This is a genomic window from Sphaerisporangium album, from assembly GCF_003323745.1.
GTDB classification, from domain to species: Bacteria; Actinomycetota; Actinomycetes; order Streptosporangiales; family Streptosporangiaceae; genus Sphaerisporangium; species Sphaerisporangium album.
In genome coordinates this window covers 68,772-95,533 of the sequence record NZ_QOIL01000019.1, presented here as the reverse complement: position 1 = coordinate 95,533, position 26,762 = coordinate 68,772, and the positions used below count along the sequence as shown (strand labels likewise).

Here is a 26,762-nt window from a genome sequence, read left to right as displayed (position 1 = left end):
TGTCGCTGCGGCCGGCCGGGGAAGAGGACGGCCGTGATCGGCCCCGCCCCGGCGGGGGGCTCGTCTCACGGGCCTTCGTCTCGCGGACGCGTGCCCGCGGGGCCGGCGCCCCGCGGGCGTGAGCGCACGGCGTAGACGACGGCGATCAGGGCGACGCAGACGGCGACGGCGGCCAGTGTCCGGGCCACGCCTCCCGCCCGGTACGCCTGCGCTCCGGCGAAGGCGCCCAGCACCAGGGTCAGCACGGAGGCGATCCGGCGGCCGGCCCGCGGGCCCTCGCCCCCGGCGAGGCGGGAGTCGGCGACCAGGCCGGTGAGGATCCGCGTCTGGATCGTGGTGGTCAGGTCGGGGATCCCGAGCAACCGCACGGTGGCGAACTGCAGCCCCATGGCGAGGGCGACCAACGCGACCACGGGGTCGTAGCCGCCCGTGACGGCCCGCGAGCGGGACGAAACCCCCGCGGCCACCGCGATCAGGACGGTCTCCGCCGCCAGGCTGATCAGCACGCGGGCACGGGAGGAGGGGACGTGGACGCCGAGCCGCCCGGCGGCGAGCGCCCCGGCCATGAAGCCGAGCAGCGAGGTCAGCGACGCGACGGCGGAGAATCCGGGCGTGCCCGCGGCGGCGAGGCCGAGGATGACCACGTTGCCGGTCATGTTCGCCGTGAAGACCCGGCCCATCGCGAGCAGGCTGACCGCGTCGACACAGCCGCTGAGCAGCGTGAGCGCGAGAAGGGCGGGAGGCAGAGGGTCACGGGAGGCGCCCCGCGTGCGCGAGGCCATGATCCCCTCCCGGAACCGCCGCGGTCACTGTCCGTGACGGTAGTGCACGAACCGGCCCCGGCAATGGCGGCACGCGGTACAGGCCCCCCGGGCGCCTGGGGTGCGCGATAGCGCGACAAGCGGAATAGGGGCTTCCGCACGGGCGACCGGCTGGGGCGAGGCCCGTAGGAGGCCGCCGAAGGCGCGCGGTGCCGGGAACGCGGGATGCGCGGCGGCGAGTGCCTTGGCCTGCGTGGGTGGTGCGTGGGATCCGCCGGGCGCGGGTGCCGGTCGTGTGCCGGGCACGTGGGGCGGGGGCGATCCGTTCGGGCCCGCGTCGCCGCTGAGCGGCGGTGGCACAGGCCGGCGACTTCTCCCGCGAGGACTTCGTCTCGCGCGGAGCGGCCTGTGCTCGGGCCTCTTGCGTTCCGGCCCGGGGCCGGAGCGTCCTCGGAAGCGCTCCGATCCAGCGCGTCCGGGGAAGGCGTGTCTGTCAGGCGGGCATCGTGGTGCCGAGCTGCAACGTGGAGGGCAGCTCGGCCCTGCTGGTGATGTCGAGCTTGCGGTAGGTCCTGGTCAGGTGCTGTTCGACGGTGCTGACCGTGACGTACAGCTTGTCGGCGATCTCCCGGTTGGTGTACCCGGCGGCGGCGAGCACCGCGACCCGGCGTTCGGCGTCGCTCAGGATCGCCGTCACGTCCGTGGTCTCGGTGACCGTCCCCGTCGTGGCGGTGGCGCCGTTGCCGTCGCCCTCCCTGGCCAGGGACCTGTGCAGCGGGTCGGCGTGGCATTCCTGGGCGACGGCGCGGGCCCGCCCTCCGATCATGCCGGCCCGCCGGTATTCGCCCAGCGCGTGGAACGCCTCCGTCAGGTCGGCGAGCACGCGCGCCAGCTCGTACCGGTCTCCCCCCGCCTGCAGCAGGTCACCGGCCTGGCGCAGCAGCATCGGGCGGTGGCGTGGCTCGCTGGTGGCGGCCAGCAGGCGCATGGCGATGCCGTGCACCCGTGGCGCGCCGTTGCCGCACCGTCTGATCTGCTCCTCGGCGAGCCTCCTGGCCTGGTCGGGACGTCCGAGGCGCAGGCACGCCTCGGCGACCTCGGCCCGCCAGGGGATGAGCCAGGGCACGTCCAGGTCCCACTTGCCCATCAGCTCGCCGCACCGCTGGAAGTCCCGCAGCGCGAGCTGGGCGTGGTCGGTGGCCAGGCTGTAGCGGCCGCGGGCGTGCAGGTAGTGCAGGCCCCAGCGGGTCTGGAACATCGCCTCGGGCACGGGCTGGTCGAGCAGCTCGTTGACCGCGTCGTACTTCCCCATCGCCGTGGAGGCGATGACGAGGCTGGACAACGGCCCGCCCAGCGCCACGCCCCAGCCGCTCAGCGGGATGGTGTCCAGGGCCAGGCGGCCGTGGAACTCCGCGCCGAGCATGTCACCCTGGCGCAGGGCGATCTCGGCCCGGATCGCCGAGAGCCGCGCCTGTCTGCTCGGCGCCCGCCGCGAGGAGGCCTCGTCGATGAACAGGTCGCACCAGGGCGCCGCCTTGTCGGGCCGCCCCCCGTAGGTGAGCGCGAGCAGGGCGCTCTCCACCGTGTCCATCGACATCTCGTCGAGGCGTGAGCTGCGCAGGATGCGCTCCACGCCGGAGACGATCTCCTCGCGCGGCCCGCGGGTGAGGACGGCGGCGAGCGTGACCGCCGACTCCAGGCGCCGGTAGGCCGCCACCGTCAGGATCGCCGCGCGTGACTGCTCGCTGCTCACCTGGGGCAGGTGGGAGAGGAACGGGGCGTAGGAGCAGCGCAGCCACGGACGGGTGACCACCAGCTCGGTGATCGTGTCCGCGTCCAGCTTCTCCTCCGACTCGTTGAGGTGTTTGAGGACGTCCTCGGCGTCCTCGAGCCTGCCGTGCCACAGCAGGGCCTTGGCCAGCACGACGGCGTCGCTTCCCCGCAGGTGACCGCGGTGCAGCGCGTCGGTCAGCTGGGTGAAGTGGCCGGTCGGCGTGCTGGGGTTGATGCGCCACTCGGCCCGCATGAGCGTGGTGGTGATCCTGACCCGCCGCTGGTCGTCGGTGCAGGTCCGGCTGGCCATGCGCAGGTACTCCACGGCCGGTTCGACCCGCCCGTCGCGCAGGGCTTGCCGGGCCGCGTCCTCCAGGACCTCGACGGTCCAGGGCTCGTGGGACCCTCCGGCGCTGAGCAGATGGTCGGCGACCACGGTGGTGGAGCCGCCGCCGTCGTAGGTGAGCCTGGCCGCGCGCCGGTGCAGCTCGGACCGTTCCCCGGCGTCCAGCTCCGCGAGGACGGCGGAGCGCGCCGCCTCGTGGCGGAACCGGCCGCCGGTCAGGAGGCCGGCGGCGTCCAGGGCGTTGAGCAGGCGGGTCACGTACTCCTGGCCCACGTCGAGCAGCCTGGCCAGGGACTCGGGCCGTCCGAGCACCCCGAGACCCCACGCGACCTGCATCATCTTGGGGTCGGCCCGGTGCAGGCAGGACAGGACGGCCTGCCCGTAGCCCTCGCCGACGACCAGCTCCTCCGGTGGATCTCCCCCGGACGAGCGCATCGCGGCCTGGTAGTCCTCGACGAGCCCGGCGGCCAGCAGCGGGTTGCCCCCGCTGACGGCGTACCACTCGCCGGCGAACCGTTCGGCCGCGCCGGCGCCGAGTTGCTCGGCCACCAGGCTCATCACGCCCGCCTGCGACAGCGGCGCGAGCTGGATCCTGCGGCAGTGGGGCTGGCGCAGCAGCTCGGTGGGGAACGACGTCTCGGCGTACCTCCCGTGGGTGGAGTGGCTGAACACCACGATGATCGGCGCGAACCGCACCCGCCGGGACAGATAGGCCAGGCACAGCAGCGAGGCCCGGTCGGCGTGGTGCACGTCGTCCACGACGATCATCAGGGGATAGCGCTCGGACAGTTCCAGCAGGACGGTGCACAGAGCGTGGACGATCTGCGCGTCAACCTGTTTCAGCGGCTCGCCCCCCGGCTCGGACGAGCTGACGGCGCGGGCCCCCTCCTGCAGGAGCGCCATCGCCCGTTCACGCTCGGCCGGGACCAGGGGCGCGTCGTGGATGAGCTGCCCGAGCACCCCGAACGGCATGTCGCGCTCGGCGAGCGAGCCCGTCGCGGTGACGGGCAGTGCGCCGAGCTCGGCCGCGTGCTCGGCGAATGAGTGCAGTAACTCACTCTTGCCGGTCGCCACGGTGCCGCTTACCAGGGCCACCCGGCCTTTTCCGTTGATAGCGCTGGTGAGTAGTCCCTCCAAGGAGGCCAACGCCTCCTGTCGTTCGATCAGGCTCATGACGAGCCCCCCTCTTTCCCGACGAAAATCACATCCCCGCCGTAAATCGAAAGCCCAGAGAGCGGCCTCCCCCGATACGCGGGTTCAGTGCGTCGCATCCCCGTCCGCCTATTCCGTGCTTGGCCGGGAATTCCCGGCGGCACGCCGTGGCGTCTTCCGATTGTCCATACATGTCCGATTTCGGCGTTAATGCCCACGTTAAGTTCGGGCACCTTCCGGGCTTTATCGCGTGGCTATCACCGCGCGGCGGCCACGGCGGGATGTGAGGGGCTCGGCGCGGGTATGCCGAGAGGCTCGGCCTCCTCTGCCTGCGGTGATGGTCGGGCGGGTGGGGCCATGGTGGCGAGCAGGCGGGCACGGGTGAGCGCCGAGCGGACGGCCGACAGCGCGGCCGTCCCCACGTCGGGATCGATCCCGGCCCCCCACATCGTGCCGTCGGGCAGCAGGCACTCCGCGTACACCGCCACCCCGCCGTCGATGGGCGCCGGTCCCGCCGTGCGGTGCACCGCGCGGACCTCCACGCCCCATCCGGCCAGGGCCTCCCGCACCCGCCGGACGGAGTCGGTGCGCGCGCCGCCGACGTCGAACGGCTCCCCGTCGACGTGCAGCTCGACGGTGACGGGCCTGCCGGTGAAGGCCGGCGGAAGGGGCAGGGCCGCGTACTTCAGGTACTCGCGGTCGAACAGGTCGAGCATCTCCTCGGGGGTGATCTCCCCGCCCTTCTCCTCCGCCCTGGCCTGGACGGCGCGGGCGAAGTCGGCCCGCAGGGCGGGGGGCAGGTTCATCCCGTGGGCGGCGCTCATCACGTACGCCACGCCGCCCTTGCCGGACTGGCTGTTGATGCGCACGACCGCCTCGTAGGTGCGGCCGACGTCGCGCGGGTCCAGCGGCAGGTAGGGCATCTCCCACGGCAGGTCCCCGGCCTCGACGCCCCGCTCCGCCGCGTCGCGCTCCCGGGCCTCGAACCCCTTCTTGATGGCGTCCTGGTGCGACCCGGAGAAGGCCGTGTAGACGAGGTCGCCGCCGTAGGGGTGGCGCGGGTGGACGGGGAGCCCGGTGCACTCCTCCACGGTGCGCCGGACCGCGTCCAGGTCGGAGAAGTCGATGCCCGGGTCGACGCCGTGGGTCAGCAGGTTCAGGCCGAGCGTGACCAGGCACACGTTGCCGGCCCGCTCCCCGTTGCCGAACAGGCAGCCCTCGACGCGCTGCGCCCCGGCCAGCAGGGCCATCTCCGAGGCCGCGACCCCCGTGCCGCGGTCGTTGTGGGGGTGGATCGACAGGCAGACGTGCCGCCGGCGGGACAGGTTGCGGTCCAGCCACTCGATCTGGTCGGCGAAGACGTTGGGCAGCGAGCGCTCGACGGTGGCGGGGAAGTTGAGGATGATCTCGCGCCCGGCCTCCGGCCGCCAGACGTCCATCACCGCTTCGCACACCTCAAGGGAGAAGTCCAGCTCGGTGTCGCTGAACAGCTCGGGTGAGTACTCGAACCCGAGGTCGCACCCGCTCAGCAGCTTGTCGGCGTACTTCATCACCAGGCGCGTGCCCTGGACCGCGAGGTCCTTGCACTCGTGGCGGTCCATGCCGAACACGACGCGCCGGAACTGCGGCGAGGTCGCGTTGTAGAGGTGGATCGTGGCGCGCCGGATGCCGTCCAGGCTCTCCACGGTGCGCCTGATCAGCTCGTCGCGGGCCGGGACGAGCACCGAGACGCGCACGTCGTCCGGGATCAGGTCGTGCTCGATGAGCGTGCGCAGGAACGCGTGGTCGTCCTGGCTGGCGACCGGGAAGCCGACCTCGATCTCCCGGTAGCCCATGCGCACCAGCAGGTCGAACATCGCCAGCTTGCGCTCGGGGGCCATGGGCATCGCGAGCGACTGGTTCCCGTCGCGCAGGTCGGTCGACAGCCAGCGCGGAGCCGAGGTGATCGTGTTATCCGGCCACGTCCGGCCGTCCAGCGGGACCGGCGCGAACGGGCGGTAGCGCGCGGCGGGCGGCCTGGCCGGCCCCCCGGCACCGGCGGCCGTGCCCGTGTTGTCTCCTGTGGTCACTGTGGGGGTTCCCTTCTCCGCCTGGGGCCCGTCCCCCGGGAAGTCGGGCGAGGACAGGGCACGGCTCGCGTGGATCACGCGATCCGGAAGTGGGTCGAGTACGAGTACGGGGACAACATGACCTGGATCAGATAGGCGTCGGTCTCGTCCTGCATGCGAAAAGTGACGATTATCTCTGGATAGGCAGCGCTCAGGCCCAACCCGACAAAGTAGTAGTCACTATCGAAAACAATGCGATAAAGCCCACGTTCCAGCTTCTTGTCACGCCACTCGCTGATGCAGCCCTCGCTGTCGGTCTCCGCGTCCGCGAGATCCTGCCATCGCCCGAGACGGTCCTGCTCCAGGCGCGCGCGTACGCCTGCGGCCGACCGGCCGTAAACGCCGTCCAGCGCCTGCGCCGTAATGCTCATCTCGAGAACCCAATCTGCCGGGTCCGCCATGACGGACAGCTCGACCACCATTGCGATCGCGCGCCGGTCGCCATGGCGCCCCCACTGACGCGACACGCGCGTGAGCTGCCGGACGGCGTGCCGCACATCCGGATTCACCGTCCCTGAGCCGACGCGCATGGATCCGGAGCTGAAGATGCCAAGGACACCTGGAGAGTTCCGGCCTGCGGGCAATAATGCCGTATCTCGCTATCGATTCTCTTTCGTCCGGCTATTCGGCCCGGCATTCGCGCGCGCCCACGGGGCCCCCGCGCCTGCGTGCGCCGCTTTCGGGCGGCGAGAGCCCCCCGCGACCCCCTCGCCGGCCGGAAATGGCTTCCAATGACCGAAAGTCCCCGAATAGCGCTCTGAGCTGGACAAATGGCAGGCGAGAAGAGAACCGATAAGGACCGAATGGCGGTGGTTTCTATGTTGTCGGTGTTCGGAACCCACCGGCTGCGGCTCCTCGCAGCACCGCGACACGAGAAGAGGTCAGCAGAGATGAGTGCTCACGCCCGCCCCGCCTTCCGCGTCGCCGTGACCGCCGCGTCCCGGATCACCGGCGCCGGCCGCACCGCGCCCATCGGGTCCGCCGGGTCGACCGTGGCCGCCGCGGCCGTCAAGGGCGGCGGCCAGACTCCGTGGGGCTGAGCCTCGGGCGGCTCGCGCACCCGGCCCGCCTCCGGCCGCGCCGGAGAGCGATCCCCTGCCCCGCGCTCCGCCGAGCCGGGTCACTCAAACGGGAAACAACGCACATAACCGGACATTTCACCGCACGGGGGTCGTCCGACATCCGGCATTTGGTTGCATGTGCAAACAAGTATACGAGTTCGGAAAGTCTTCGTAGACTCTCTATAGATCTGAACCACGTATAGTAGTACGATCCAGACATAAGTGACATCGCTATACGTGACTATCTGGCGCCTGGCAGTATCAATGCGCAAGAGTGTGACAAACCGGCCAATGGTCGATGTTTACTACGGGGCGGATCTCCTGGAATCAGGCACCTGTTACCTCTCGCATCGGAGGGTGAGCAAAGTTCCGGATGGGCCGCGGGCTTTCTTGCGAGGAGATGCAGGGTGGAATTCGGGATTCTAGGGGCTCTCGAAGCGTCCGTGGCCGGTCGGCGGCTTGATCTCGGCGGGATCAGGCAGCAGATCGTGCTGGGCGTCCTCCTGCTCGACGCCAACCGGGTCGTCACCATCGGCCGCCTCATGGAGGCCATCTACGGCGACGAGCCCCCGACGACCGCCCGGGCCCAGGTCCAGATCTGCATCTCCTCACTGCGGCGCCTGTTCGCGGCCAACGGCAGCCCCGACATCATCTCCACGCAGTCCCTCGGCTACGCCATCCGGGTCGCCGCCGACGAGATCGACGCCCAGCGCTTCGAGAGCCTCGTCCAGCGGGCCCGGCGCGCCCGCGAGAGCCGCAACGTCAACGAGGCGATCCGGCACTACCGCGAGGCGCTCTCGCTGTGGCGGGGCCCGGCCCTGGACGGCATCGACAGCAGGCTGGTGCAGTCGGCGGCCAGCAGGCTCGCCGAGGACCGCATCACCGCCAACGAGGACTGCATCCAGCTGGAGCTCGACCTCGGGCGCCATCACGAGCTGGTCGGCGAGCTCACCGAGCTGACCGAGGAGTATCCGCTGCGCGAGCGGCTGCGCGGCCAGCTCATGACCGCGCTGTACCGCTCCGGCCGCCAGGCCGAGGCCCTCCAGGTGTACCGCAACGCCCGGCGCACGATGATCGAGGAACTGGGCATCGAACCCAACGAGCGGCTCCAGCAGCTGGAGCACGCGATCCTCACCTCCGACGAGAGCCTGGACCCGCCCGCCCAGCCGGAGCGGGTGCAGGCGCAGCCGGCGCCGACCGTCCCGAACGTCCCGGGCATGCTGCCCACCGACATCGCCGACTTCACCGGGCGCACCAAGCAGATCGAGGACATCCGGCAGCGGCTGATGCTCGCCTCGGAGGACCGCTCGCGGTTCGCCGTCCCCATCATCGTGATCGTGGGCAAGCCCGGCGTCGGCAAGACCACCGTCGCCGTCCACGCCTCCCACAGCGTCGGCGACCGCTTCCCCCACGGCCAGCTCTTCGCCGACCTGCACGGCGCCGCGCCCCGGCCCACCAGCCCCATGCAGGTCCTCGAACGCTTCCTGCGCGTCCTCGGCGTGTCGGGCACCGCGATCCCCGACGGCCTGGAGGAGCGGGCCGAGATGTACCGCGCGCTGCTCGCCGACCGCCGTATGCTCATCGTCCTCGACGACGCCGGCAGCGAGAGCCAGGTGCTGCCCCTGCTCCCCGGCAACCCGGCCTCGGCCGTCATCATCACCAGCCGCAGCCGCCTGGCCGGGCTGGCCGGCGCCGTCCACGTCGACGTGGAGATCTTCGAGTCCGACCAGTCGGTCAACCTGCTGTCGCGCATCGCGGGCATCGAGCGCGTGCAGTCGGAGATCGAGGCCGCCGAGGCCCTGGCCGAGCTGTGCGGGCACCTGCCGCTGGCGCTGCGCATCGCCGGCGCGCGCCTGTCGGCCCGCCCGCACTGGAGCATCGAGCAGCTCGTCAGCCGCCTGGAGGACGAGACCCGCCGCCTGGACGAGCTCAAGCACGGCGAGATGGGGATCCGGGCGAGCATCTCGCTGACCTACGACAGCATCAGCGAGGACGCGCGCCGCCTGTTCCGCCGCCTGACCATCCTCGACTCACCCGTCTTCTCCGCCTGGGTCAGCGCCGCTCTGCTGGACCGGCCGCTGGCCGAGGCCCAGGACCTGCTGGACGACCTGGCCGACGCCCAGCTCATCGAGACCACCGGCATCGGGTACGGCGTCCACAGCCAGTACCGCTTCCACGACCTGCTGCGCGTGTTCGCCCGCGAGCGCCTGGCCGCCGAGGAGACCCCCGCCGAGCGCGGCGCCGCCCTGGCCCGCGTCCTCGGCGGCCTCCTCTACCTGGCCGAGGCCGCGCACCGCAGGGAGTACGGCGGGGACTACGTCCAGATCCACAGCGGCGCCATGCGCTGGCCGCTGCCGGACAAGCTCGTCGGCCAGCTCGTCGCGGCCCCCCTGCAGTGGTACGAGCGCGAGCGGTCGATGCTCGTCTCCGGCATACGCCAGGCGGCGCAGGCGGGGTTCGTCGAGCTGTGCTGGGACCTGGCGATCAGCTCGGTCACGCTCTTCGAGTCGCGGGTCTACCTCGACGACTGGCGGGAGACCCACCAGATCGCGCTGACGGCCGCCCGGCAGGCGCAGGACAAACGCGGGCAGGCGGCGATGCACTACTCGCGCGGCTCGCTCTACATCACCGAACAGCGCTTCGGCGACGCCCGCTGCGACTTCGAGGCGGCCGTCCAGCTGTTCGAGGAGGTCGGGGACAGGCAGGGAACGGCCCTGGTCATCAGGAACATCGGGTTCCTGGATCGGCTGAGCGGGCGGTTCTCCGACGCAGAGGCACATTACAAACGGGCCCTGGAGATATTCCGGAGCACCGAGGACCAGGTCGCGTCGGCGTACGTCCTGCACAACCTGGCCCAGCTCCGTCTGGAGTTCGACGACCTTCCGGGGGCGCAGCGCCTGCTGACCGAGGCGCTGGAGCTGAGCCGCACGAGCGGCAGCAGGCGGGTGGAGGCGCAGGTCCTCCACCGCATCGGCCATACCTACCTCCAGTCCGACCAGCCCGCGCTGGCGGCGGAGGTCTTCAACGAGGCGCTCGCGGTCGTGCGCAACATCGGTGACCCCACAGGCGAGGCGTACGCCCTGCACGGCCTCGGCATCGCCCGGCTCCGGCGAGGGGAGCTGGCCGACGCCGCGAGCGCGCTGCACCGGTCACTGATGCTGGCGAGCACGTCCAGCGAGCAGCTCGTGGAGGCCCGGGTGCAGCTCGGGCTGGGCGAGCTGTCCATCGCGCAGGAGGACGCGCCGCAGGCCGTCGTCCATTTCGAGCAGGCGCTTTCGCTGTTCCGGGCCATGCACATGCCGCTGCTGGAGGCCCGCACGCTCATCTCCCTCAGCGAGGCGCAGCAGGATGCCGGGGACGGCGAGGCGGCGCAGGACTCGCTGGCGCGGGCGCTGGCGCTGACCGACAAGATGGACGCCTCGCTCGCCCAGCAGATGCGCGCCCAGCTCAACCAGATCATCGACGCCAAGAATTACAAGGCCTGACGGCCGCGTGCCCGGCGGGCCCCGATGCGAGCCCACCGCGAGCCCGAAACCCCTCACAAGCCGCTTGCAGAAGCCGGCAACTCCCGGCAACGCGGCTTACATGAACCGCAAATAAATGACGTCCTTCCGGCTGCCGCTGTGAACGCGGCGAGTCGGCCACCTTCGGGGGGCGGGAGGCGGGGGCTGCCACGGGCGCGCGACCGCCCACGTGCGGAGCGTCCGCGTGTGGACCGTTACACCCCGGCGGCGGCCGTCCCGCCTCCCGGACGTCGTCACACGGCCGCGGCCAGCACCCGGGCCCTGACCGGCGCGGTGGAGCCCCGGACCACCAGCTCGGGCTCGAACAGCAGCTCCTGCGCGGTGACGGACGCGCCGTCGATCTGCCCCGCGAGCAGCGTGACCGCGGCCCGGCCGACCGCCTCGATCGGCTGCCGCACGGTCGTCAGCGGAGGGTTCGTGCAGTTCATGAACGCCGAGTCGTCGTAGCCGACCACCGACACGTCCTCGGGCACGGAAAGGCCCAGGCGGCGCACCGCGCGGATCGCTCCAAGAGCCTGGGGGTCGCTCGCGCAGATGATGCCGGTGAAGCCCTGCCGGACGAGCCGGGCCGCCGCGGCCTGGCCGCCCTCGACCGAGAACAGCCCCCGCTCGACCGTCTCGGGACCCGCGTCCACGCCCACCCGCCGCGCCGCCTCGACGAACGCCATCAGCTTGCGGCGCGAGGGGACGTGATCGTGCGGGCCGAGGACCAGGCCGATGCGCTCGTGGCCAAGGGAGAGCAGGTGGCCGAACGCCTGCTCGACCGCCACCGCGTCGTCGGTGGCCACGCAGGGGAACCCGAGGGCCTCGCTGGCGGCGTTGACCAGGACGACCGGCAGGCGAAGCTCCAGCAGCCGCCGATAGTGCTCGTGGGGGGCGTCGGCCTCGGCGTAGTGGCCGCCGGCGAAGACCACGCCCGAGACCTGCTGGTCCAGCAGCATCTCGACGTAGTCGGCCTCGGACAGCCCTCCGGCCGTGCGCGTGCACAGCACCGGTGTGAAGCCCCGCTGCGCCAGCGCGCCCCCGACGACCTCCGCCAGGGCGGGGAAGATCGGATTGCCCAGCTCGGGCAGCACGAGCCCGACCAGGCGTGCCCGCTCCCCCCTCAACTGGGACGGCCGCTCATAGCCCAGCACGTCCAGTGCGGTCAGCACCGCGGCGCGCGTGGACTCCGACACCCCGGGCTTGCTGTTGAGCACCCGGCTGACCGTGGCCTCGCTGACCCCGACCTTCTTAGCAACTTCCGCAAGTCGTCGTGTCATGCCGCAAGGATACTGTAAAAAACAACGCAAGCCGGTGACAGCATCATGATTTGGCATGCGAGCCACCCGACGGCCACCCGGAGGCCTCCTGGCAAGGCCAAACGGTCCCGCCGAGACGTCACCACAGCTCGGACCCATACTTAGCCACCCGAGCGGGCCGGACTCCCGATTCCCCAGGTCCAGCGGCGAAATCCACCGCCGAACGGGAGGCATCCGCCGACGGCGTTAACATTCCGGCAATATTGCGCAATACCGTCGACTTATTGCATCGGCGACAATGCCCACCCCCGTCCAGGCCCCGGAACACCTACCCGGGGACCGATCCACGCCGACGCGACGGGCGCCGTCCGGGAGGCCCGCCCGCCGCCATGAAGCACATCCGGGGATCTGGGGTACTTTCCTGAATGCATATTTCGGCCCGCCCTTAACAAGCGTGTAAACTGACGAGATTCATCCGACCTTTCGACGTATCCAATCCCTCCACGTCGTTCGGAATAACGCACGGCGGGGCCTTCTGGACACAATCATCGGACTCCCCTGCCCGTGGAGAGTGTTCATATATATGGATAGCGTTCACCATCTTGACCGCCGTTCGTTAAGAGGTTTACTTTCCTCTCATCGCGCGCGGTGATCCACCCCGATCCGTGCCCCGGGACGTTGACGATGCCGTCCCGGTGGCCGGACATGCCTTGAAGGACCGCGACACCATGCTCGTCCGCGCGGTCCTGAGATGACGGTCTTACCCCCCGAGACAGTCAGGAGAAGTCCGATGCGATCTTCGAAGCGCCTGTGGGCGTTCACGGCCCTGGCGGTGGCCGGGCCGATGGCCGCAGTGCCCGCGGCGGTTCCCGCCTCCGCGGCGCCCGCGCAGCGGCCGGCCACGGCCCTCGCCGCCGACCCGCCGGTCGAGGCAGGGCCCTGGACGTCGTACTCGCCCGGTTTCGCGGTCCAGCAGCGCGGCTGCGGGAAGGTCAGCGGCGGGACCTTCCAGCTCACGTGCTCGACCGCCAGTGGCGACCAGCGCGCGGAGCGGCGCTACGACACCTACACCGGCGGCACACGGCAGTTCCAGGGCTATTTCAAGATCACCAGCATGGGCGGCACCCGCATCAGCCTGAAGCAGACGTTCCAGGACCCTCAGGGCCCGTACTTCATGCTCGCCGTCGAGCGCGGCGGCCGGCTCTACGCCGTGCACGGCGGCACCACGATCGCGACCGGCGCGACGGTGGGCACCACCGTCCGCGTCAACACGGTGCATGAGGTGGGCAAGACCCACAAGACGTACATCAACGGCTCACTCAAGCGCACGGAGTCCAGCCCCGGCGGCTCCTTCTACGACAAGTTCGGCTCCTACCGGACCAACAGCGGGCAGGGGCCGATCACGGTCGAGTGGAGCAACATCCAATTCTGGCGCAAGTAGGCCCCATCGCCAGGAGACCCCCGCAAGGCACCCCCCACAGTGAGACCGTCCCGGCGCCGCCGTCACCGGCCGGCCGGGGCGGTCTCCGCGCCCTGGACGCGAGGCCGACATTGACCAAGAAAGTCCCGGCCCTGATGGCGGCGCTGCTGGCATGCGGGCTCACCGCCTGCTCGACGGCGCCACCGCCGGCCGCCGCCACGCCCCAACCGGCCCTCGGAGTCTCCGCCACCCCCGATCCGGAGGCCCGGCTCTCCGCCACCCCCGAGCCGGAGATACGACTCTCCGCCACGCTGGTCTCGCCGACCGACATCACGCTGGAGTGGACCGAGGGCGCCCCCGGCGCCGCCGGGCGGATCGTCGAGTTCGCTACCGCGCCGCGGGGGCAGTACACCATCCTGGAGTTCGTCCCGCCCGGCCGGACGACGTTCACCCACCCGGACCTCATCCCGCAGACTCCGTTCTACTACCGCGTCCGGCCCTACTACGGTCCCGCGTCCCAACCGGTGGAGGTGAGGCTGCCGAAGGGCGAGTTCGACGAGAAGACCCAGCACGAGAAGCACGCCTGGCTGAACCCGCGGACGATCCCCGGCGGCCCGGTGGACACGCACCCGATCAGGGACGCCCGGACCGCGGCCTCCGCGGCGCCGTCCGGCCTGCGGGCCACCGTCATGCACGCGAACGGCGTCCGGTTCACCTGGACGGACCACGCGAACGACGAGGAAGGCTACCTGCTGGAGGTGCGACCGACCGATGCCACGCAGTTCCACGTAGCCGCCGTCATGCCACCGGACGTCAACTCCACCGGCCTGATCACCCTCCCGTCCGAGAAGCACTCCTTCTACCGGGTCCGAGCGTTCTACTACGGACAACCGTCGAACCTCGCCCACCAGACGACGGGCCCATCGCAGGAGTGAACCGCGGGGCGGCCCACGCACAAGCCCCGTCTCGTACCCCCGGCGGCGCAACGCATGAGATGGTCGGCCGGGTCTGGTGCCGTCACTGTTCCCGTTTCAGGACTTCGATTATGGCGTTGATCCCGGCGACATTCCTGATTCGCAGCGTGGGCGAACGTCACGGAGCTGATGCTCCTGACGCACGCGCGGCACGAGGCCGAGTCGCCCATTCCGGGCGGCACGGCCGGCGTGTGACGACGTGACCTCGGGCCCTCTCCCCCTAGGAGGCGGCCCGCAGGTGCCGGTCCTGGCGGTGGGGGGCGGGAGGGACGGCCCGGCCTTCGAGGCGGTACTGGGTTTCGAGCTCTCGCGTCAGCTCGTCCACGTCGGCGCCGCAGACCACGTGCGCCAGTCCTCTGCTCCGTGCCTCCGCCGAGACCCGGCCGATCCGCAGGGCGATGAACCCTCCCCCGGCGCCGTCCATGAAGGTCCACCGCCTGCCGTAGGCGGCCTCCAGCTCGCGCAAACCGGTCATGAGGCGGCCCGCTCGCTGTGCAGGGCCGCGGCCACCAGGTCGGCGACCCGTTCGGGGTGCCGGCGCCTGACCGTGTGGACGTCCGGCAGCGAGCCGCGGACGGTGACCAGGTAGCAGCCCGAGTGCGTGCCCATGGACACCACGGCGACGACCTGCCCGTCCCCGCGGTGGACCGCGAGCTCGGGCGTGACCTGCGTCCGCACCATGAGGAGAGGCCTCGCACGCGACAGTTTCAGATGGATCACGTGAATCACCTGGGACCGGACTCCTTGCGCCTTCAGCAACCGCTGCACGGCTCCCAGCGCCGCGTCGTGCTTCTCCGCGGTCGTCTCGGACACCTCGTCGCCCCTGAACCAGGGAATGCGGAGCTCCGCGCCCTTCCGTCCGATCACCATGCGCAAGACGTTATGTGCGGAGAGTTCCCGGGCTCAACGAACATGCACGAACTTGCACGCCTATTCGAGCGCGCCGATGGCGGCCGTGATCAGCGCTTCGGCCTTGTCGCCGTAGACGGCGGCCGACGCGAGGTCGTTGAAGCACCTGATGTAGAGGTCTATCTCGCGCGGCTGGGTGATGGTGATGATGGCCGAGACCAGTTCGATGGATACCGTGTTGTCGCCATATATGTGAAATGTCTCCGTCAGCTTCTGCACCCGGACCGCGGCCAGCGGAATGATGCCCAGCGAGAGATTCGTCTGCCGCATGCCGGTCAGAAGATGACGGAACTGGTCCTTCATCACCTCGTCGCCGAAAACGCGGTTCCTCAGCACCGACTCCTCGATGATCATGGCGCAGCGGCGCGTGCCGTCGTCGAGGAAACGACGCCGGGCCATCCGCGTTCTCACGCCGTCCTCGATGTCGGGCACGTCGGCCCGGTGGAAATCGGAGAAGCGCTGCATGATGGCCCGCATGTACCCCGGCGTCTGCAGGGGCCAGGGAACGAGGTTGGAGGAGTAGAACCGGTACACGCGGTTGTCCTCGAACAGCCGCAGTCCCAGATCCTGCATCCGTTTCATGCTGCGCTGAACCCTGCGCCACTCCAGATAGGCGTTCTCGGCGCTGCGGGACGCGGCGATCAGGTTCGGGATCTCGTCTTCCGCCCCGCAGATCCGGCACCAGGTGCGGATGTCGTCGTCACTGGGCGGCGTGCGGGCGTGGATGAGGCGGGAGCATTTGGTCTCGTCCCATCCGGCCTGACGGGCGAGCGCACGGGCGGTGAGACCGGAGTCGCGCAGGATTTCGCGCAAACGGTCGGCGATGGCCTGCCGGGCCTGCTGGCCACTGGAGGACGGAGACGCGGGCATGTGCGATCGTCGTATCTACGCCGGGCTGTACTCCGCGTGGTCCAGGGCGCGTTCCCATACCGCCTCGAAGGCCGAGGCGCACAACTCGGCCACCGCGGCGTCGTCCACCAGGTCGTAACCCGCGGGGTTGCCGTCCCCGCTCTGGTAGACGAAACACACCAGCCCATCGTCGAACTGCCAGAAGTCGCACCCGGGAAGGGCCAGGTCGGCGGCCCGGGGCCGGGGGAGCCAGCGAACCCGCTCGCCCGCCGCCAGGTTCGAGTGGGGGGTGGCGGCGTGCTCGAAGCGGATGTATTCGCTGACCGGCTCGGAGATGATCCTGGCCCGGCGAAAGCTGACCCCCCGGCTCACATGCGCGCGCACCAGCGTCACCCAGGGCCCGACCGGATCGAACCGGGCGATCTCGTCCATGGGAACGCCTTCGCGCCATGCCCGGTAACCGGGCCCCCCGTCCCCGTAGTCGTCCCGCAGTTCCATGTGCGTCACCGAACGCCGCGTCCGCCCGAACAACTCAGCCAAGATCTGGATCATGCCCACCCAGCGCCTCCCAAAGAGCCTTCCGTAGCTCGCGGGGCACGCGAACGGCCCGTTCATGGGGGTCGATGTGGCTTTCTCGCTGGATCTCGCCGAGCACCTCCGGGTCTTCGATCAGGGCGCCCACGATCACGAGGCTTCCGTCCGCCTCGTCCACATGGACCGAGGGACAACTGTCGGTTTGGCTGCCGCCCTTGCCGAAGAACCGTAGCGCCATCGGAACCTCCCGCATCGGAAGTACGCATGGACCCGCACACCTCCGAGGCTCGCGGCCGGTGGCACCGTAGTCAAGCGACTACAGGAAGTCGGGGCGCACCGCGCTCACTCCCGGAGTGCTCTTCCCGCGAAACCGTTCCCGTCCGGAGTCCCCGCCGATGGCGTCCGGTTCCTTCACGACTGACCTCCGCCGGAGCGGGGCGCCGGTCAGACGCCGAAACCGACCCGTTCCAGCCACCAGTCGAGCAGCCGCGCGTCGCCGGTGATCTCGATGCCGTCACGACGTGCCGGCAACCGCCCGTAGACGAGCAGCAGAAGGGCGTTCAGCGGGCCGCGTGCGGTCACCGCGGCCGCCTCGTGGGCGCGGCGGCAGGCGATGACGTCGCCGGTGAGGTCGACCAGCCACTCCCCCACCCCGGCTCCTGCGTCCGTGGCGTGGAAGTGCAACGTACGGCCCGGTCCCAGCAGGTCGCGTTTCGCCGGCTGGTAATCGAAGACCTGCGGCAGCGACTCCAGCCGCATCCACTCGTCGAGGGCGTCACCCGCGACGTCCGAGTCCAGGACGAAGTCCGCACCGGCGGCCAGGAAGGCGTCGGCCCGGTGGACGGCCGTCTCGTGCGTGAACCGCCGGGCCAGGAACGCCGCCTTCTCGCCCGGCAGCGGCGTCCACACCTCCGCGTCCGGCCCGGCGGCGCGCAGGGTGGCGGCGAGCCGCGCGGCCCCCTCGGCGAGCCAGGCGTCCACAGCGGCGGGAGACCACTCCGGGTCGCCGGACAGGTCGCGCAGCTTCTCGTCGGACAACGGCTCGGCCGCCCTCGTCCGGACGATCGTCTCGGCCCAGCGGTGCCCCTCGCCCACGTGCCGCAGCAACTGGGCGAGGTTCCAGCCAGGGCAGGAGGGCACGGGCGCCGCCAGGTCCGCCCCCGCGACGCCGTCCCTCAGCAGGCCGGTCTGCGCGACGATCTCCGCGCAGTAGCGGTCATGGCTCAGGAGGCCCTGCCCCACGCGCACGCGCGTGCCGTCCGCCGGAGTCCCCTCGTCGATGCCGTGCTGCATGTCATGTCACCTTCCGCTCGCGGCCGGCCACGTCGGCCACCGTCGTGAAGAAGGTCGGAGCCGGGCATACGTTCTCGACATCGTTCGGCGGAGAAACCGACGGCGCGGTCGTCATGGGGGGCGGCGACGTCCACGCAGCTCCTGACCGAAATGGGCGAGGCGGAGGCGCCCTCGGGCTACCTAGTCCTATATATGGCCATTTTTCACACTTTGCAAGATCTTGTCAGGATTTCCAGGTGGTGCTACCACTATCGCATCGGATGGGACGTAACCAACGTCGGCGACGTCCCCATTTCAGGAGGCAAGTGTGTCGTCTCTCCCCCCATTACGCACCATCGTCGTCACGGCCGCCGCAGCCTCGCTCGCCCTTTCCGTCGCCGGGGCCGCCCAAGGCGAAGAGCGCCGTGAACAGCGGAAAGGTTCCGTGGTCCAAGGCGATGGCCACGGCAAACCGGATAAGGACAACAGGACCGGCCGGGTGGCGCCCCCGCTCTCGGCCAGGAAATCCACCAAGGCCACCGTCCGGTGGAACGACCTCGGCACCCCCGCTCTCGTCACCTCGGCAGAGCCGCTCGCCGAAGGGCTCGCCGCCGATCCGGCCCAGGCCGCCCGCGACTACCTGAAGGCCGGCACGGACCTCTTCGGCCTGGAGGCCGAAGCCGTCGACGCGCTGGAGACGGTCGCGGTCAATCCGATCGGCACGGGGCACGCGGTGCTCCTGCGCCAGACGTTCGGCGGCCTGCCCGCCGGCTACGACGGCCTGGTGTCGGTGGGCGTGAGCCAGGGCAAGGTGGTGTACGCCTCCTCGACGCTGTCACGGGCCACGGACGCGCCCCCGGCCGCGGCCATCACGGAGCGGCAGGCACTGGAGATCGCCGCCCGCGACGGCGAGATCGACCTCGGCGCCGCCTCGACCAAGCAGGTGGAGGAGGTGGCCGTGCCCGCGGCCGACGGCGTGCACCGGGCCTTCCAGGTCACGCTGATCGAGCAGGGGCACGAGGACGAGCCCCTCGCCTACACCACCTACGTCGACGCCGTCAGCGGCGACGTCCTCGTCAGGGAGAACCTGGTCGACCACTTCGACCCGGAGCCCGCGTCGTGGTCGGCGTTCCCGGCCAATCCTCCCGCGGACTACTCGTCCAGGGACACCCGCGAGACCTGGTGCGCCGCCCCCGGGTGGCGGTGCGATCTCGTCGTCGGCGACGCGGCCACCGGAAGGGCGTGGGACGTCGATCACGCCACGAACACGCCGACGAACACCAGCCTCGGCAACGCGGCGCGCACGTTCGAGAACCGCGCCAGTGGTTCGTCCAACTCGGTCGGCACGCGCCCCAACGTGGTCACCCCGAGCCGGAAGTACGACTTCCCCTGGCAGAACCAGTGGTTCACCGCCAAGTGCGACCCGGCCGCGTTCGACGCGCCCGGCGAGGCCGACCTCGAGGCGGCCATCTCGAACCTGCACGCGATGCACAACCGCATGCACGACTGGTCGTACCGTCTCGGCTTCACCGAGAAGGCCTGGAACATGCAGTCGGACAACGGTGAGCGCGGCGGGCTCGGCGGCGACCCGGAGCAGGGCAACGCCCAGGCCGGTGCCCGGGTCCTGTCCATCAGGAACAACGCCAACCAGATCACTCCCAGGGACGGCGTCGCCCCGATCACCAACATGTACCTGTGGCAGCCACAGGCCGGCGCGTTCTACCCGCCCTGTGTCGACGGTGACTACGACATGTCGGTCATCGGGCACGAGTACACCCACGCCATCTCCAACCGCATGGTGGCCGGGCCGAACGCCGGGCTCAGCGGGGCGCAGGCCGGCGCGATGGGCGAGAGCATCTCCGACCTGTTCGCCATGGAGTACCTGTTCGAGAACGGCTACCGGCCGCGCGGCGACACCCCGTACGTGACCGGCGGCTACGTCACCGGCGACGCCGAGCGGGGCATCCGCAACTACGACATGTCGAAGTCGCCGCTGAACTACAGCGACATCGCCTACGACCTGGTCGGCCAGCAGGTGCACGCCGACGGCGAGATCTGGTCGGCGACCCAGTTCGACGTGCGCGACGCCTTCATCGACAGGTACGGCAAGGGCTCGTCCAAGGACCAGCGGGCCTGCGCCGCCGGGCAGAAGCCGATCGACGAGTGCCCGGGCAACCGGCGGTGGATCCAGCTCCACTTCGACGCCTTCCTGCTCACGGCCGCGGGCAACCTCAGCATGGTGGACATGAGGGACGCGATGCTCGCGGCGGACACCCTCCGCTTCGGCGGCGCGAACCAGGACATCATGTGGAAGGCCTTCGCCGAGCACGGCCTCGGCGCGGGAGCGTCCAGCAACGGGACCGCCGACCCGGACCCCACGCCCAGCTTCGCCTCCCCGGACGGCGGCAACGCCACGGTGACCCTGCGGCCTCACGGCGAGGCCACCGGCGCCCCGGTGCGCCTGTACGTGGGTGACTACGAAGGCCGTGTCGTCCCGGTGGCGGACACCGATCCCGCGACCGAGCTCGGCGCGACCTTCGAGATCGTGCCCGGCGAGTACTCGTTCGTCGCGGTGGCCCCCGGGTTCGGGCACAAGAGGTTCGAGTTCAAGGTGAAGAAGGACCGTCCGGCCGACCTCCTCGTGGAGATGTCCCGCAACCACGCCTCCGCGGCGGCGGGCGCGGTCGCGACCGGCGACGGGGTCAACCAGGACAAGCTCATCGACGAGACGGAGGCGACCAACTGGGCGTCCCTCACCGCCCCGGTCGCCGGCCGGTCGGTCATGGTCGATCTGGCGGGCACCGAAGCCGTCAAGATCCGCAGGGTTCAGGTCAGCGCCATGCTCCGGCCGGCGATCAACGACCTCGCCGATCCCGGTACGCAGAACCGGTTCACCGCGCTGCGCGCCTTCGAGGTCCTGGCGTGCGACGCGACCTCCGGCACCGACTGCGCGAACCCGGCCAGCTACTCCAAGATCTACACCAGCCGTAAGGACGCCTTCGCCACCAGCCTCCCGCGTCCGCGAGGCGGCGACCTGATCATCGACTCGTTCGACGTCCCGAAGACCGTCGCCACCCATCTGATGCTCCGCACGGTGTCCAGCCAGTGCACCGGCAACCCGCTGTACCTGGGCGAGCAGGACAACGACCCCAACTCCAGCACCGACTGCGCCACCGCCAGCGCGTCCGCCGCCCAGATCCGCGCCGCCGAGTTCCAGGCCTTCTCCCACTGACCCACTCACGCGAGAAGGGCGGCCCAGCCATCTGGGCCGCCCTTTGCGGTCTCCGGCACGCGGTCTCCCGGGCGGATTCAACGGTGATCTTGCCTTAGGTCTCCCAGGAGCGGGAGGGGCGCGTCGCGACGCTTCCCTCCCGCTTCTCAATCGAAGGAGTCAATAATGTGGGACACCTTCCCTGTGGAAGGCCAACGGGATCTGCTGCGTGAGCACGGATTGCATGATTTGTTCAGCGGTCAGTGGGTGCAGACGGAAGACGTCGGCGACGTGGTCAGACGCCTGGGCGTCGATCCGGCATCGGGGGTCGTGTGTGACTTCCCAACAGCCATGCGGTCGTATGACCGCTACTCCGACGAAATAGTCGTCTGGCTGGGCGAACATGCGCCGGGCTGGGCCCACATGCTCACCCTGAGCGGCACGGCACCACCCAAGGAGGTGATCGACACGTTGAGCGCGGGGCGGCGACGCGTTTTCGATGTCTTCTTCATCTGGGAAACCGGTCACCTCAACAACCGGTACACCTATGACGGTGTCTGTATCGGCGACGTTTCCCCACCCTATCCCGGCGGGGTGGGCGAGGTCGAAGAATTCACCCCGTACTCGCGCGGCCTAGAACTCGGCGATGGGATGAGCACCGCCGAGGTCTTCGACCGGATCCTTTGCATGGTGGGGCGGATCACGGGCCGGTTCATCGACCGGGACTGGTTCTCATCGCCGCGAACCCTCTACCGACTTCCGCGCAAACACTGAGACCCCACGCCATCGACGGCGCGAGGGGCGGAGCCCTTCGTTCGGGGGGCGAGGGGGGCAGAGCCCCTGGGAAGCGCAGCTCTGAGCGGAGCGAAGGACCATGGGTGCGGGCGAAATTCCTTCAATTGGTCAAGGGGCCGAGGCGGTTGAGGCGGAGGGCCAGTTGTAGTTCCAAGGCTCGGGCCGGGTCCTGCCAGTCGTCGCCGAGGAGGCGGGATATGCGGTCCAGGCGCTGGGTGACGGTGTTGACGTGGATGTGGAGGCGTTCGGCGGTGCGGGACAGGCTGGCGCCGGTGCCGAAATAGGTCTCCAGGGTCTGGATCAGGGACGTGCCGCGGCGGCGGTCGTAGGCGAGGACGGGGCCGAGGGCGGACTCCAGGAAGCCGCCGACGTCGCGGTCGCGGCCGATGAGCAGGCCGACGAAGCCGAGTTCCTCGCTGCTCGCCCCGTCCCCCGCGCGTCCGAGGGCGAGCAGGGCGTCGGCGCAGCGGCGGGCCTCGTGGTAGGCGCCGGCGATGGCGGCGGGTCCCTGGACGGGGCCGGCGGCGCCTGCGGTGACGGGCGTCCCGAGGGAGGCGCCGAGTTCCTTGGCGACGCGCTGCGCGGCCGGGCCGGGGGCGAGGCCGGGCAGCAGGAAGACGGTCTCCTCGCCCCGGGCGGCCACGAGCCCGTGCCGGGAGGCGGCGTCCGAGGACGCCCAGAAGGCCGTCCGGCGGGCGGAGGATGACCAGGAGGCCGCTCGTCCCTCGGAGGATGACCAGGACGCCGCTCGTCCGTCCGGGGAGTCCTCGGTGCGGTGCCGGGCGACGACCAGGACGTGCGGGGCGTGCAGGTCCACGCCGAGCAGGCGGGCCCGTTCGTGCAGGGCGTCGGAGTGCACGGCGCGGCCGGTGAGCAGGTCGTCCAGCAGCTCGCCGCGCACCCGGCCCTCGGCCGCGGCGGCGGTGCGGCGGAACAGCAGGAGCAGGGCGGTGACCAGCGCGGCCCGTTCGAGGATGCGCTGGTCCATGGCGGACACCTCCTCGGGGGTGCGCAGGACGAGCGTGCCGAGGATCTCGGCGCCGGAGGCGATCGAGGTGACCCACAGGTCGCCGCTGCGCACGCTCCTGCCGAGGCCGCGCGAGGCGGCGGCGGCGCCGGCGACGCCCGCCTCGTCCAGGTCGCCGACGGTTCCGACGGCGGCCAGGCGGCGCCCGTCGGCGTCCAGGACGATGAGCGCGCCGCCGAGGATGTCGGTGACGACGGCGGCGACGTCCTCGACCCCTCCCCCGCGCACGACCAGGCCGGTCATGCGGTCGTGCGCCTGTGCGGCCCGTTCCACGGCGACGCTGCGCGCCTGGACGAGCTGGTTGGCGGCGCCGAGCTCGGCCAGGGCGGTGCGGGTCTCCTCCAGCAGGCGGGCGTTGTCGAGGGCGATGGCGGCGTGGGCGGCCAGGGAGGCGAGCAGGGTCACCTCCTCCTGGGCGAAGGGGCGGGCGCTGCGGTTGGCGGCGAACAGCACGCCGATGATCTGGGCGCCGAGCCGCATCGGCACGCCGAGGATCGCGACCAGCGCCTCCTCGCGGACGGCGACGTCGATGTGGTCGCGGTGCCGGAACCGCTCGTCGGCGAAGTAGTCGGGGCTGGCGTACGGGGTGCCGGTCTGGGCGACCAGGCCGCCGAGCCCGGCGCCCATGGGCAGCCGCAGCGCGCGGAACGCGGCCGAGACCGAGCCGTCGGTGACGCGCATGTAGGTGTCGCCGCGGTCGGGGTCGTGCAGGGTCATGTACGAGATGTCGGCCTGGAGCAGCCGCCGGGCGCGCCGGACGATGGCTTCGAGCACGGCGCCGACGTCGCGCAGCCCCGCGAGGTCGCCGGCGGTGTCGAACAGCGCCGACAGCTCGGCCTCGCGGCGGGCGCGCCGTTCGAGCAGGGCGCGGACGCGCAGGGCGGCGAGCTTGGCCTGCTCCAGCTCGGCGAGGACTTCCGGGGCGGCACCGGAGGCACGCGCCTCGACCAGAGGGGCCTCGAACTCGACCGGAGGGGCCTCCCGGGCGAGCAGGTCGAGAAAGACGGTGCAGCTCATGGGGTTCATTGTCCCCTTGATCGGCATATGTCCCCCCGATACGTCCGCCACCGGCTTCAGTGCGACGTCCAGCCGCCGTCGATGGCGAACGAGGCGCCGGTGATCATCGAGGCCGGGGGCGAGCAGAGGTAGGCGACGGTCTCGGCCACCTCCTCCGGCTCGATCAGCCGCCGGATCGCGGCCGGGGCCAGCATGATGCGCTCGACCACCTCGTCCGGGTCCATGTCGTGGACGCGCGCCTGGTCGGCGATCTGCTCCTCCACCAGCGGCGTGCGCACGTAGGCGGGGTTCACGCAGTTGGAGGTGACGCCGTGCTCGGCCCCCTCCAGCGCGATGACCTTGGACAGCCCCTCCAGCGCGTGCTTGGCCGTCACGTAGGCGACCTTGTACGGCGAGGCGCGCAGCCCGTGCACCGACGAGATGTTGATCACGCGTCCCCAGCCGCGCTCGTACATGCCGGGCAGCGCCCGCCGCGCCAGCCGGAACGGCGCCTCGACCATGATCTTCATCATCGCGGCGAAGACGTCAGCGGGGAACTCGACGATCGGGGCGACGTGCTGGAACCCGGCGTTGTTGACCAGGATGTCGACGCCGCCGAACTCCAGCGCCTCCACCGCGTCCATGTCGGTCAGGTCGGCGGCGACGGCCGTCCCGCCGATCTCCCCCGCCGCCTCGCGGGCCAGGCCCTCCCGCACGTCCAGGATCACGACCTCGGCCCCCGCGAGCGCCAGCCGCCGGGCGCAGGCCCGGCCGATGCCGCTAGCCCCGCCCGTCACCAGGGCGCGCCGGCCGGTCAGATCCACCGCGGCGGCGTTCCCGGCGGTCACGCTCGTTGAAACCACAGCATTACTCCTAGAAGCACGGACTCATGGACGTTCAGGCGACGAAGGAGCACAGGGGGCCTAGACCGGCGAGCCGACGCCCTCGGTGGGGGCGGGCGACCCGTCCGGCGCGCCGCCGGGAGGCCGGTCGCCCGGGGACGCGCCGCGCCCGCCGGAGCGCGTCTCCAGCAGGTGGCGGGCCGTCCCCCAGATGCCCCGGCGGAAGACGAGCACGATGAGCACGAAGATGGTGCCGGTGACGATGCCGATGCCCTCGAACCCCGCCGTGACCAGGTAGTCGTTGAGCTCGACGACCAGCGCGGCCCCGAGGACGCCGCCCCACAGCGTGCCGATGCCGCCGAGGACGACCATCATCACGGCCTGCCCGGAGGTCGTCCAGTAGACGCTCTCCAGCGAGGCGAACCCGTGGCCGATGGCGAACAGCCCGCCCGCGAGGCCCGACAGGCACGCCGACAGCACGAACGCGAGCAGCTTGTAGCGGTCGACCGGATAGCCGAGCGCCTGCGCCCGCGCCGTGTTGTCCCTGATCGACATGAGCACCCGGCCGAACGGCGAGCGGACGATCCGCCACACGGCCACGAACCCGGCGAGCACCAGGGGCAGCGCCACGTAGTAGTAGACGAACGAGTCGGACAGATCCAGGCCGAACAGCTCGCGCGGAACGCCCTGCAGGCCGTTCTCGCCGCCGGTCAGGTCCCGCCACTGGTTGACGAGGAAGTACACCATCTGGGCGAAGGCCAGGGTGACCATCGCGAAGTAGATGCCGCGCAGCCGCACCGACAGGTAGCCGATGGGCACGGCCAGCACGGCCGCGAACGCCGCGCCGGCGAGCACGGCCACGGGGAAGGGCAGGCCGCTGTGGACGGCGACGAGACCGGCGACGTAGGCGCCGCCGCCCCAGAAGGCGGCGTGGCCGAACGACAGCAGCCCGGTGAAGCCGAGCAGCAGGTCGAGCGCGCACGCGAACAGCGCCCAGCACGCGATGTCCATCGCGACCGGCGGGTAGATCATCCAGGGCAGGACGAGGGCGAGGAACAGCCCGGCGACCAGCAGGATCGGCCGCGCGGCGAGCCGGGAAAGGATCACGACAGCGACTCCTCGCGTCCGAACAGGCCGGCCGGACGCCAGAGCAGCACGGCGGCCATCAGGATGAACACCAGCGTCTGCGACAGCGCCGGCACGTACAGGTTGCCGAGCGCCGAGACGAGCCCGATCGCGAACCCGGCGGCGACCGAGCCGAAGATCGAGCCCAGCCCGCCGATGACGACGACCGCGAACACCGTGATGATCAGGTCGGCGCCCATCAGCGGGTTGACCGCGCGCATGGGCGCGGCGAGCACGCCCGCCAGCCCGGCGAGCGCGATGCCGAAGCCGAAGACCGGGGTGACCCAGCGGCCGACGTCGATGCCGAGCGCCCGGGTCAGCTCGGGACGCTCGGTGGCCGCCCGCACGATCATGCCCAGGCGGGTGCGGGTGAGCACCAGCCAGACGGCGGCGCAGACGACGACCGACAGCGCGAGGACGAACACCTGGTAGGCGGGGTAGGTGAACAGGCCGAGGTCGACGGTGCCGTCGAGCAGCGCGGGGCGCGGGTAGGGCTGGGACTGCACGCCGTACTCGCGTTTGACCAGGTCCTGAAGGATCAGCGCGAGGCCGAAGGTGAACAGGAAGTTGTAGAGCGGGTCCAGCGGGGCGAGCCTGCGGATGAACAGCCGCTCCAGCGCGACGCCCGCGAGGCCGAGGACGACCGGGACCGCGACCAGGGCGACCCAGAAGTTCACGCCGAAGGAGTCGAGCAGCACGTAGGAGCCGAACGCGCCGAGCATGTAGAAGGCACCGTGGGCGAAGTTGACGACGCCCAGCATGCCGAAGATGACGGCGAGGCCGAGGGCGAGCAGGGCGTAGAAGGCGCCGCCGACCAGGCCGTTGAACGCCTGCTGCAGCAC

Annotated in this window: 21 protein-coding genes; 6 read left to right on the top strand and 15 right to left on the bottom strand. The window is 70.8% G+C overall.

The genetic code is table 11. The features are described 5' to 3' along the window. Window positions 1–65: 65 nt before the first annotated feature. From DQ384_RS29300 to DQ384_RS29285, 4 genes are all read right to left on the bottom strand, one after another. On the bottom strand, window positions 66–782 hold the full coding sequence (locus DQ384_RS29300; protein ID WP_114032106.1) for a YoaK family protein: 717 nt from the start codon (window positions 780–782) through the stop codon (window positions 66–68). A gap of 472 nt (window positions 783–1,254) precedes the next feature. Then, on the bottom strand, window positions 1,255–4,053 hold the full coding sequence (locus DQ384_RS29295) for a helix-turn-helix transcriptional regulator (protein WP_114032105.1): 2,799 nt from the start codon (window positions 4,051–4,053) through the stop codon (window positions 1,255–1,257). Between the two features lie 236 nt (window positions 4,054–4,289). Then, complete coding sequence (locus DQ384_RS29290) at window positions 4,290–6,101, bottom strand: 2-isopropylmalate synthase (RefSeq protein ID WP_114032172.1); 1,812 nt, start codon at window positions 6,099–6,101, stop codon at window positions 4,290–4,292. 74 nt (window positions 6,102–6,175) lie between these two features. Beyond that, window positions 6,176–6,670 carry a hydroxyisourate hydrolase gene (locus tag DQ384_RS29285; protein WP_114032104.1) on the bottom strand — a complete coding sequence of 165 codons (495 nt, stop codon included), beginning with the start codon at window positions 6,668–6,670 and terminating at the stop codon, window positions 6,176–6,178. Between the two features lie 360 nt (window positions 6,671–7,030). Between DQ384_RS29285 and DQ384_RS41630 the strand changes: the two genes are divergently transcribed. Beyond that, the gene (locus DQ384_RS41630; RefSeq protein WP_181871482.1) at window positions 7,031–7,180 is read left to right on the top strand and encodes a hypothetical protein; all 150 of its coding nucleotides are present in this window, start codon (window positions 7,031–7,033) and stop codon (window positions 7,178–7,180) included. A gap of 428 nt (window positions 7,181–7,608) precedes the next feature. Beyond that, window positions 7,609–10,686: an AfsR/SARP family transcriptional regulator gene (locus tag DQ384_RS29280; protein WP_114032103.1), complete on the top strand. Its 3,078-nt coding sequence runs from the start codon at window positions 7,609–7,611 to the stop codon at window positions 10,684–10,686. A 272-nt stretch (window positions 10,687–10,958) separates the two neighbouring features. On the opposite strand, the gene DQ384_RS29275 is transcribed toward DQ384_RS29280, so the two are convergent. Further along, window positions 10,959–11,987 carry a LacI family DNA-binding transcriptional regulator gene (locus tag DQ384_RS29275; RefSeq protein WP_114032102.1) on the bottom strand — a complete coding sequence of 343 codons (1,029 nt, stop codon included), beginning with the start codon at window positions 11,985–11,987 and terminating at the stop codon, window positions 10,959–10,961. 769 nt (window positions 11,988–12,756) lie between these two features. On the opposite strand from DQ384_RS29275, the gene DQ384_RS29270 reads away from it, so the two are divergent. Continuing rightward, window positions 12,757–13,407 (top strand): hypothetical protein, encoded by a 651-nt coding sequence (locus DQ384_RS29270; RefSeq protein WP_220183205.1) that lies wholly within the window; start codon window positions 12,757–12,759, stop codon window positions 13,405–13,407. A gap of 110 nt (window positions 13,408–13,517) precedes the next feature. Beyond that, window positions 13,518–14,321: a fibronectin type III domain-containing protein gene (locus tag DQ384_RS29265; RefSeq protein ID WP_220183204.1), complete on the top strand. Its 804-nt coding sequence runs from the start codon at window positions 13,518–13,520 to the stop codon at window positions 14,319–14,321. Between the two features lie 259 nt (window positions 14,322–14,580). Here DQ384_RS29265 and DQ384_RS29260 read toward each other — a convergent pair whose 3' ends face one another. The 6 genes from DQ384_RS29260 to DQ384_RS29240 form a co-directional block, all read right to left on the bottom strand. Beyond that, window positions 14,581–14,835 carry a hypothetical protein gene (locus tag DQ384_RS29260; RefSeq protein WP_147268932.1) on the bottom strand — a complete coding sequence of 85 codons (255 nt, stop codon included), beginning with the start codon at window positions 14,833–14,835 and terminating at the stop codon, window positions 14,581–14,583. After that, entirely contained in the window at window positions 14,832–15,230 is a 399-nt protein-coding gene (locus DQ384_RS29255) for a hypothetical protein (RefSeq protein WP_114032099.1), read from the bottom strand. The genes DQ384_RS29260 and DQ384_RS29255 overlap by 4 nt, the downstream gene beginning before the upstream one ends. Before the next feature lie 60 nt (window positions 15,231–15,290). Next, on the bottom strand, window positions 15,291–16,082 hold the full coding sequence (locus DQ384_RS29250; protein WP_220183203.1) for a helix-turn-helix domain-containing protein: 792 nt from the start codon (window positions 16,080–16,082) through the stop codon (window positions 15,291–15,293). A gap of 72 nt (window positions 16,083–16,154) precedes the next feature. Beyond that, window positions 16,155–16,658: a DUF6879 family protein gene (locus tag DQ384_RS29245; protein ID WP_114032170.1), complete on the bottom strand. Its 504-nt coding sequence runs from the start codon at window positions 16,656–16,658 to the stop codon at window positions 16,155–16,157. After that, on the bottom strand, window positions 16,651–16,890 hold the full coding sequence (locus tag DQ384_RS40555) for a hypothetical protein (protein WP_147268931.1): 240 nt from the start codon (window positions 16,888–16,890) through the stop codon (window positions 16,651–16,653). The genes DQ384_RS29245 and DQ384_RS40555 overlap by 8 nt, the downstream gene beginning before the upstream one ends. Window positions 16,891–17,096: 206 nt before the next feature. Beyond that, complete coding sequence (locus DQ384_RS29240) at window positions 17,097–17,945, bottom strand: maleylpyruvate isomerase family mycothiol-dependent enzyme (protein WP_114032097.1); 849 nt, start codon at window positions 17,943–17,945, stop codon at window positions 17,097–17,099. Window positions 17,946–18,423: 478 nt separating this feature from the next. Between DQ384_RS29240 and DQ384_RS29235 the strand changes: the two genes are divergently transcribed. Together DQ384_RS29235 and DQ384_RS29230 are read left to right on the top strand one after the other, a co-directional pair. Beyond that, complete coding sequence (locus DQ384_RS29235; RefSeq protein WP_245966864.1) at window positions 18,424–21,156, top strand: M36 family metallopeptidase; 2,733 nt, start codon at window positions 18,424–18,426, stop codon at window positions 21,154–21,156. Window positions 21,157–21,321: 165 nt separating this feature from the next. After that, a complete protein-coding gene (locus DQ384_RS29230; protein ID WP_114032096.1) occupies window positions 21,322–21,909 on the top strand; it encodes a hypothetical protein in 588 nt (195 codons plus the stop codon). A gap of 121 nt (window positions 21,910–22,030) precedes the next feature. Here the strand turns inward: DQ384_RS29230 and DQ384_RS29225 are convergent, their stop codons facing one another. From DQ384_RS29225 to DQ384_RS29210, 4 genes are read right to left on the bottom strand one after another with little or no spacing between them, the layout of a single operon-like run. Further along, window positions 22,031–23,974 carry a helix-turn-helix domain-containing protein gene (locus tag DQ384_RS29225; protein WP_245966863.1) on the bottom strand — a complete coding sequence of 648 codons (1,944 nt, stop codon included), beginning with the start codon at window positions 23,972–23,974 and terminating at the stop codon, window positions 22,031–22,033. Window positions 23,975–24,030: 56 nt separating this feature from the next. Continuing rightward, window positions 24,031–24,816 (bottom strand): 3-hydroxybutyrate dehydrogenase, encoded by a 786-nt coding sequence (locus tag DQ384_RS29220; protein ID WP_114032095.1) that lies wholly within the window; start codon window positions 24,814–24,816, stop codon window positions 24,031–24,033. Window positions 24,817–24,876: 60 nt separating this feature from the next. Then, entirely contained in the window at window positions 24,877–25,902 is a 1,026-nt protein-coding gene (locus DQ384_RS29215) for a branched-chain amino acid ABC transporter permease (protein WP_220183200.1), read from the bottom strand. Beyond that, window positions 25,899–26,762, bottom strand: a complete 864-nt coding sequence (locus DQ384_RS29210; RefSeq protein WP_114032094.1) for a branched-chain amino acid ABC transporter permease — start codon at window positions 26,760–26,762, stop codon at window positions 25,899–25,901. The genes DQ384_RS29215 and DQ384_RS29210 overlap by 4 nt, the downstream gene beginning before the upstream one ends.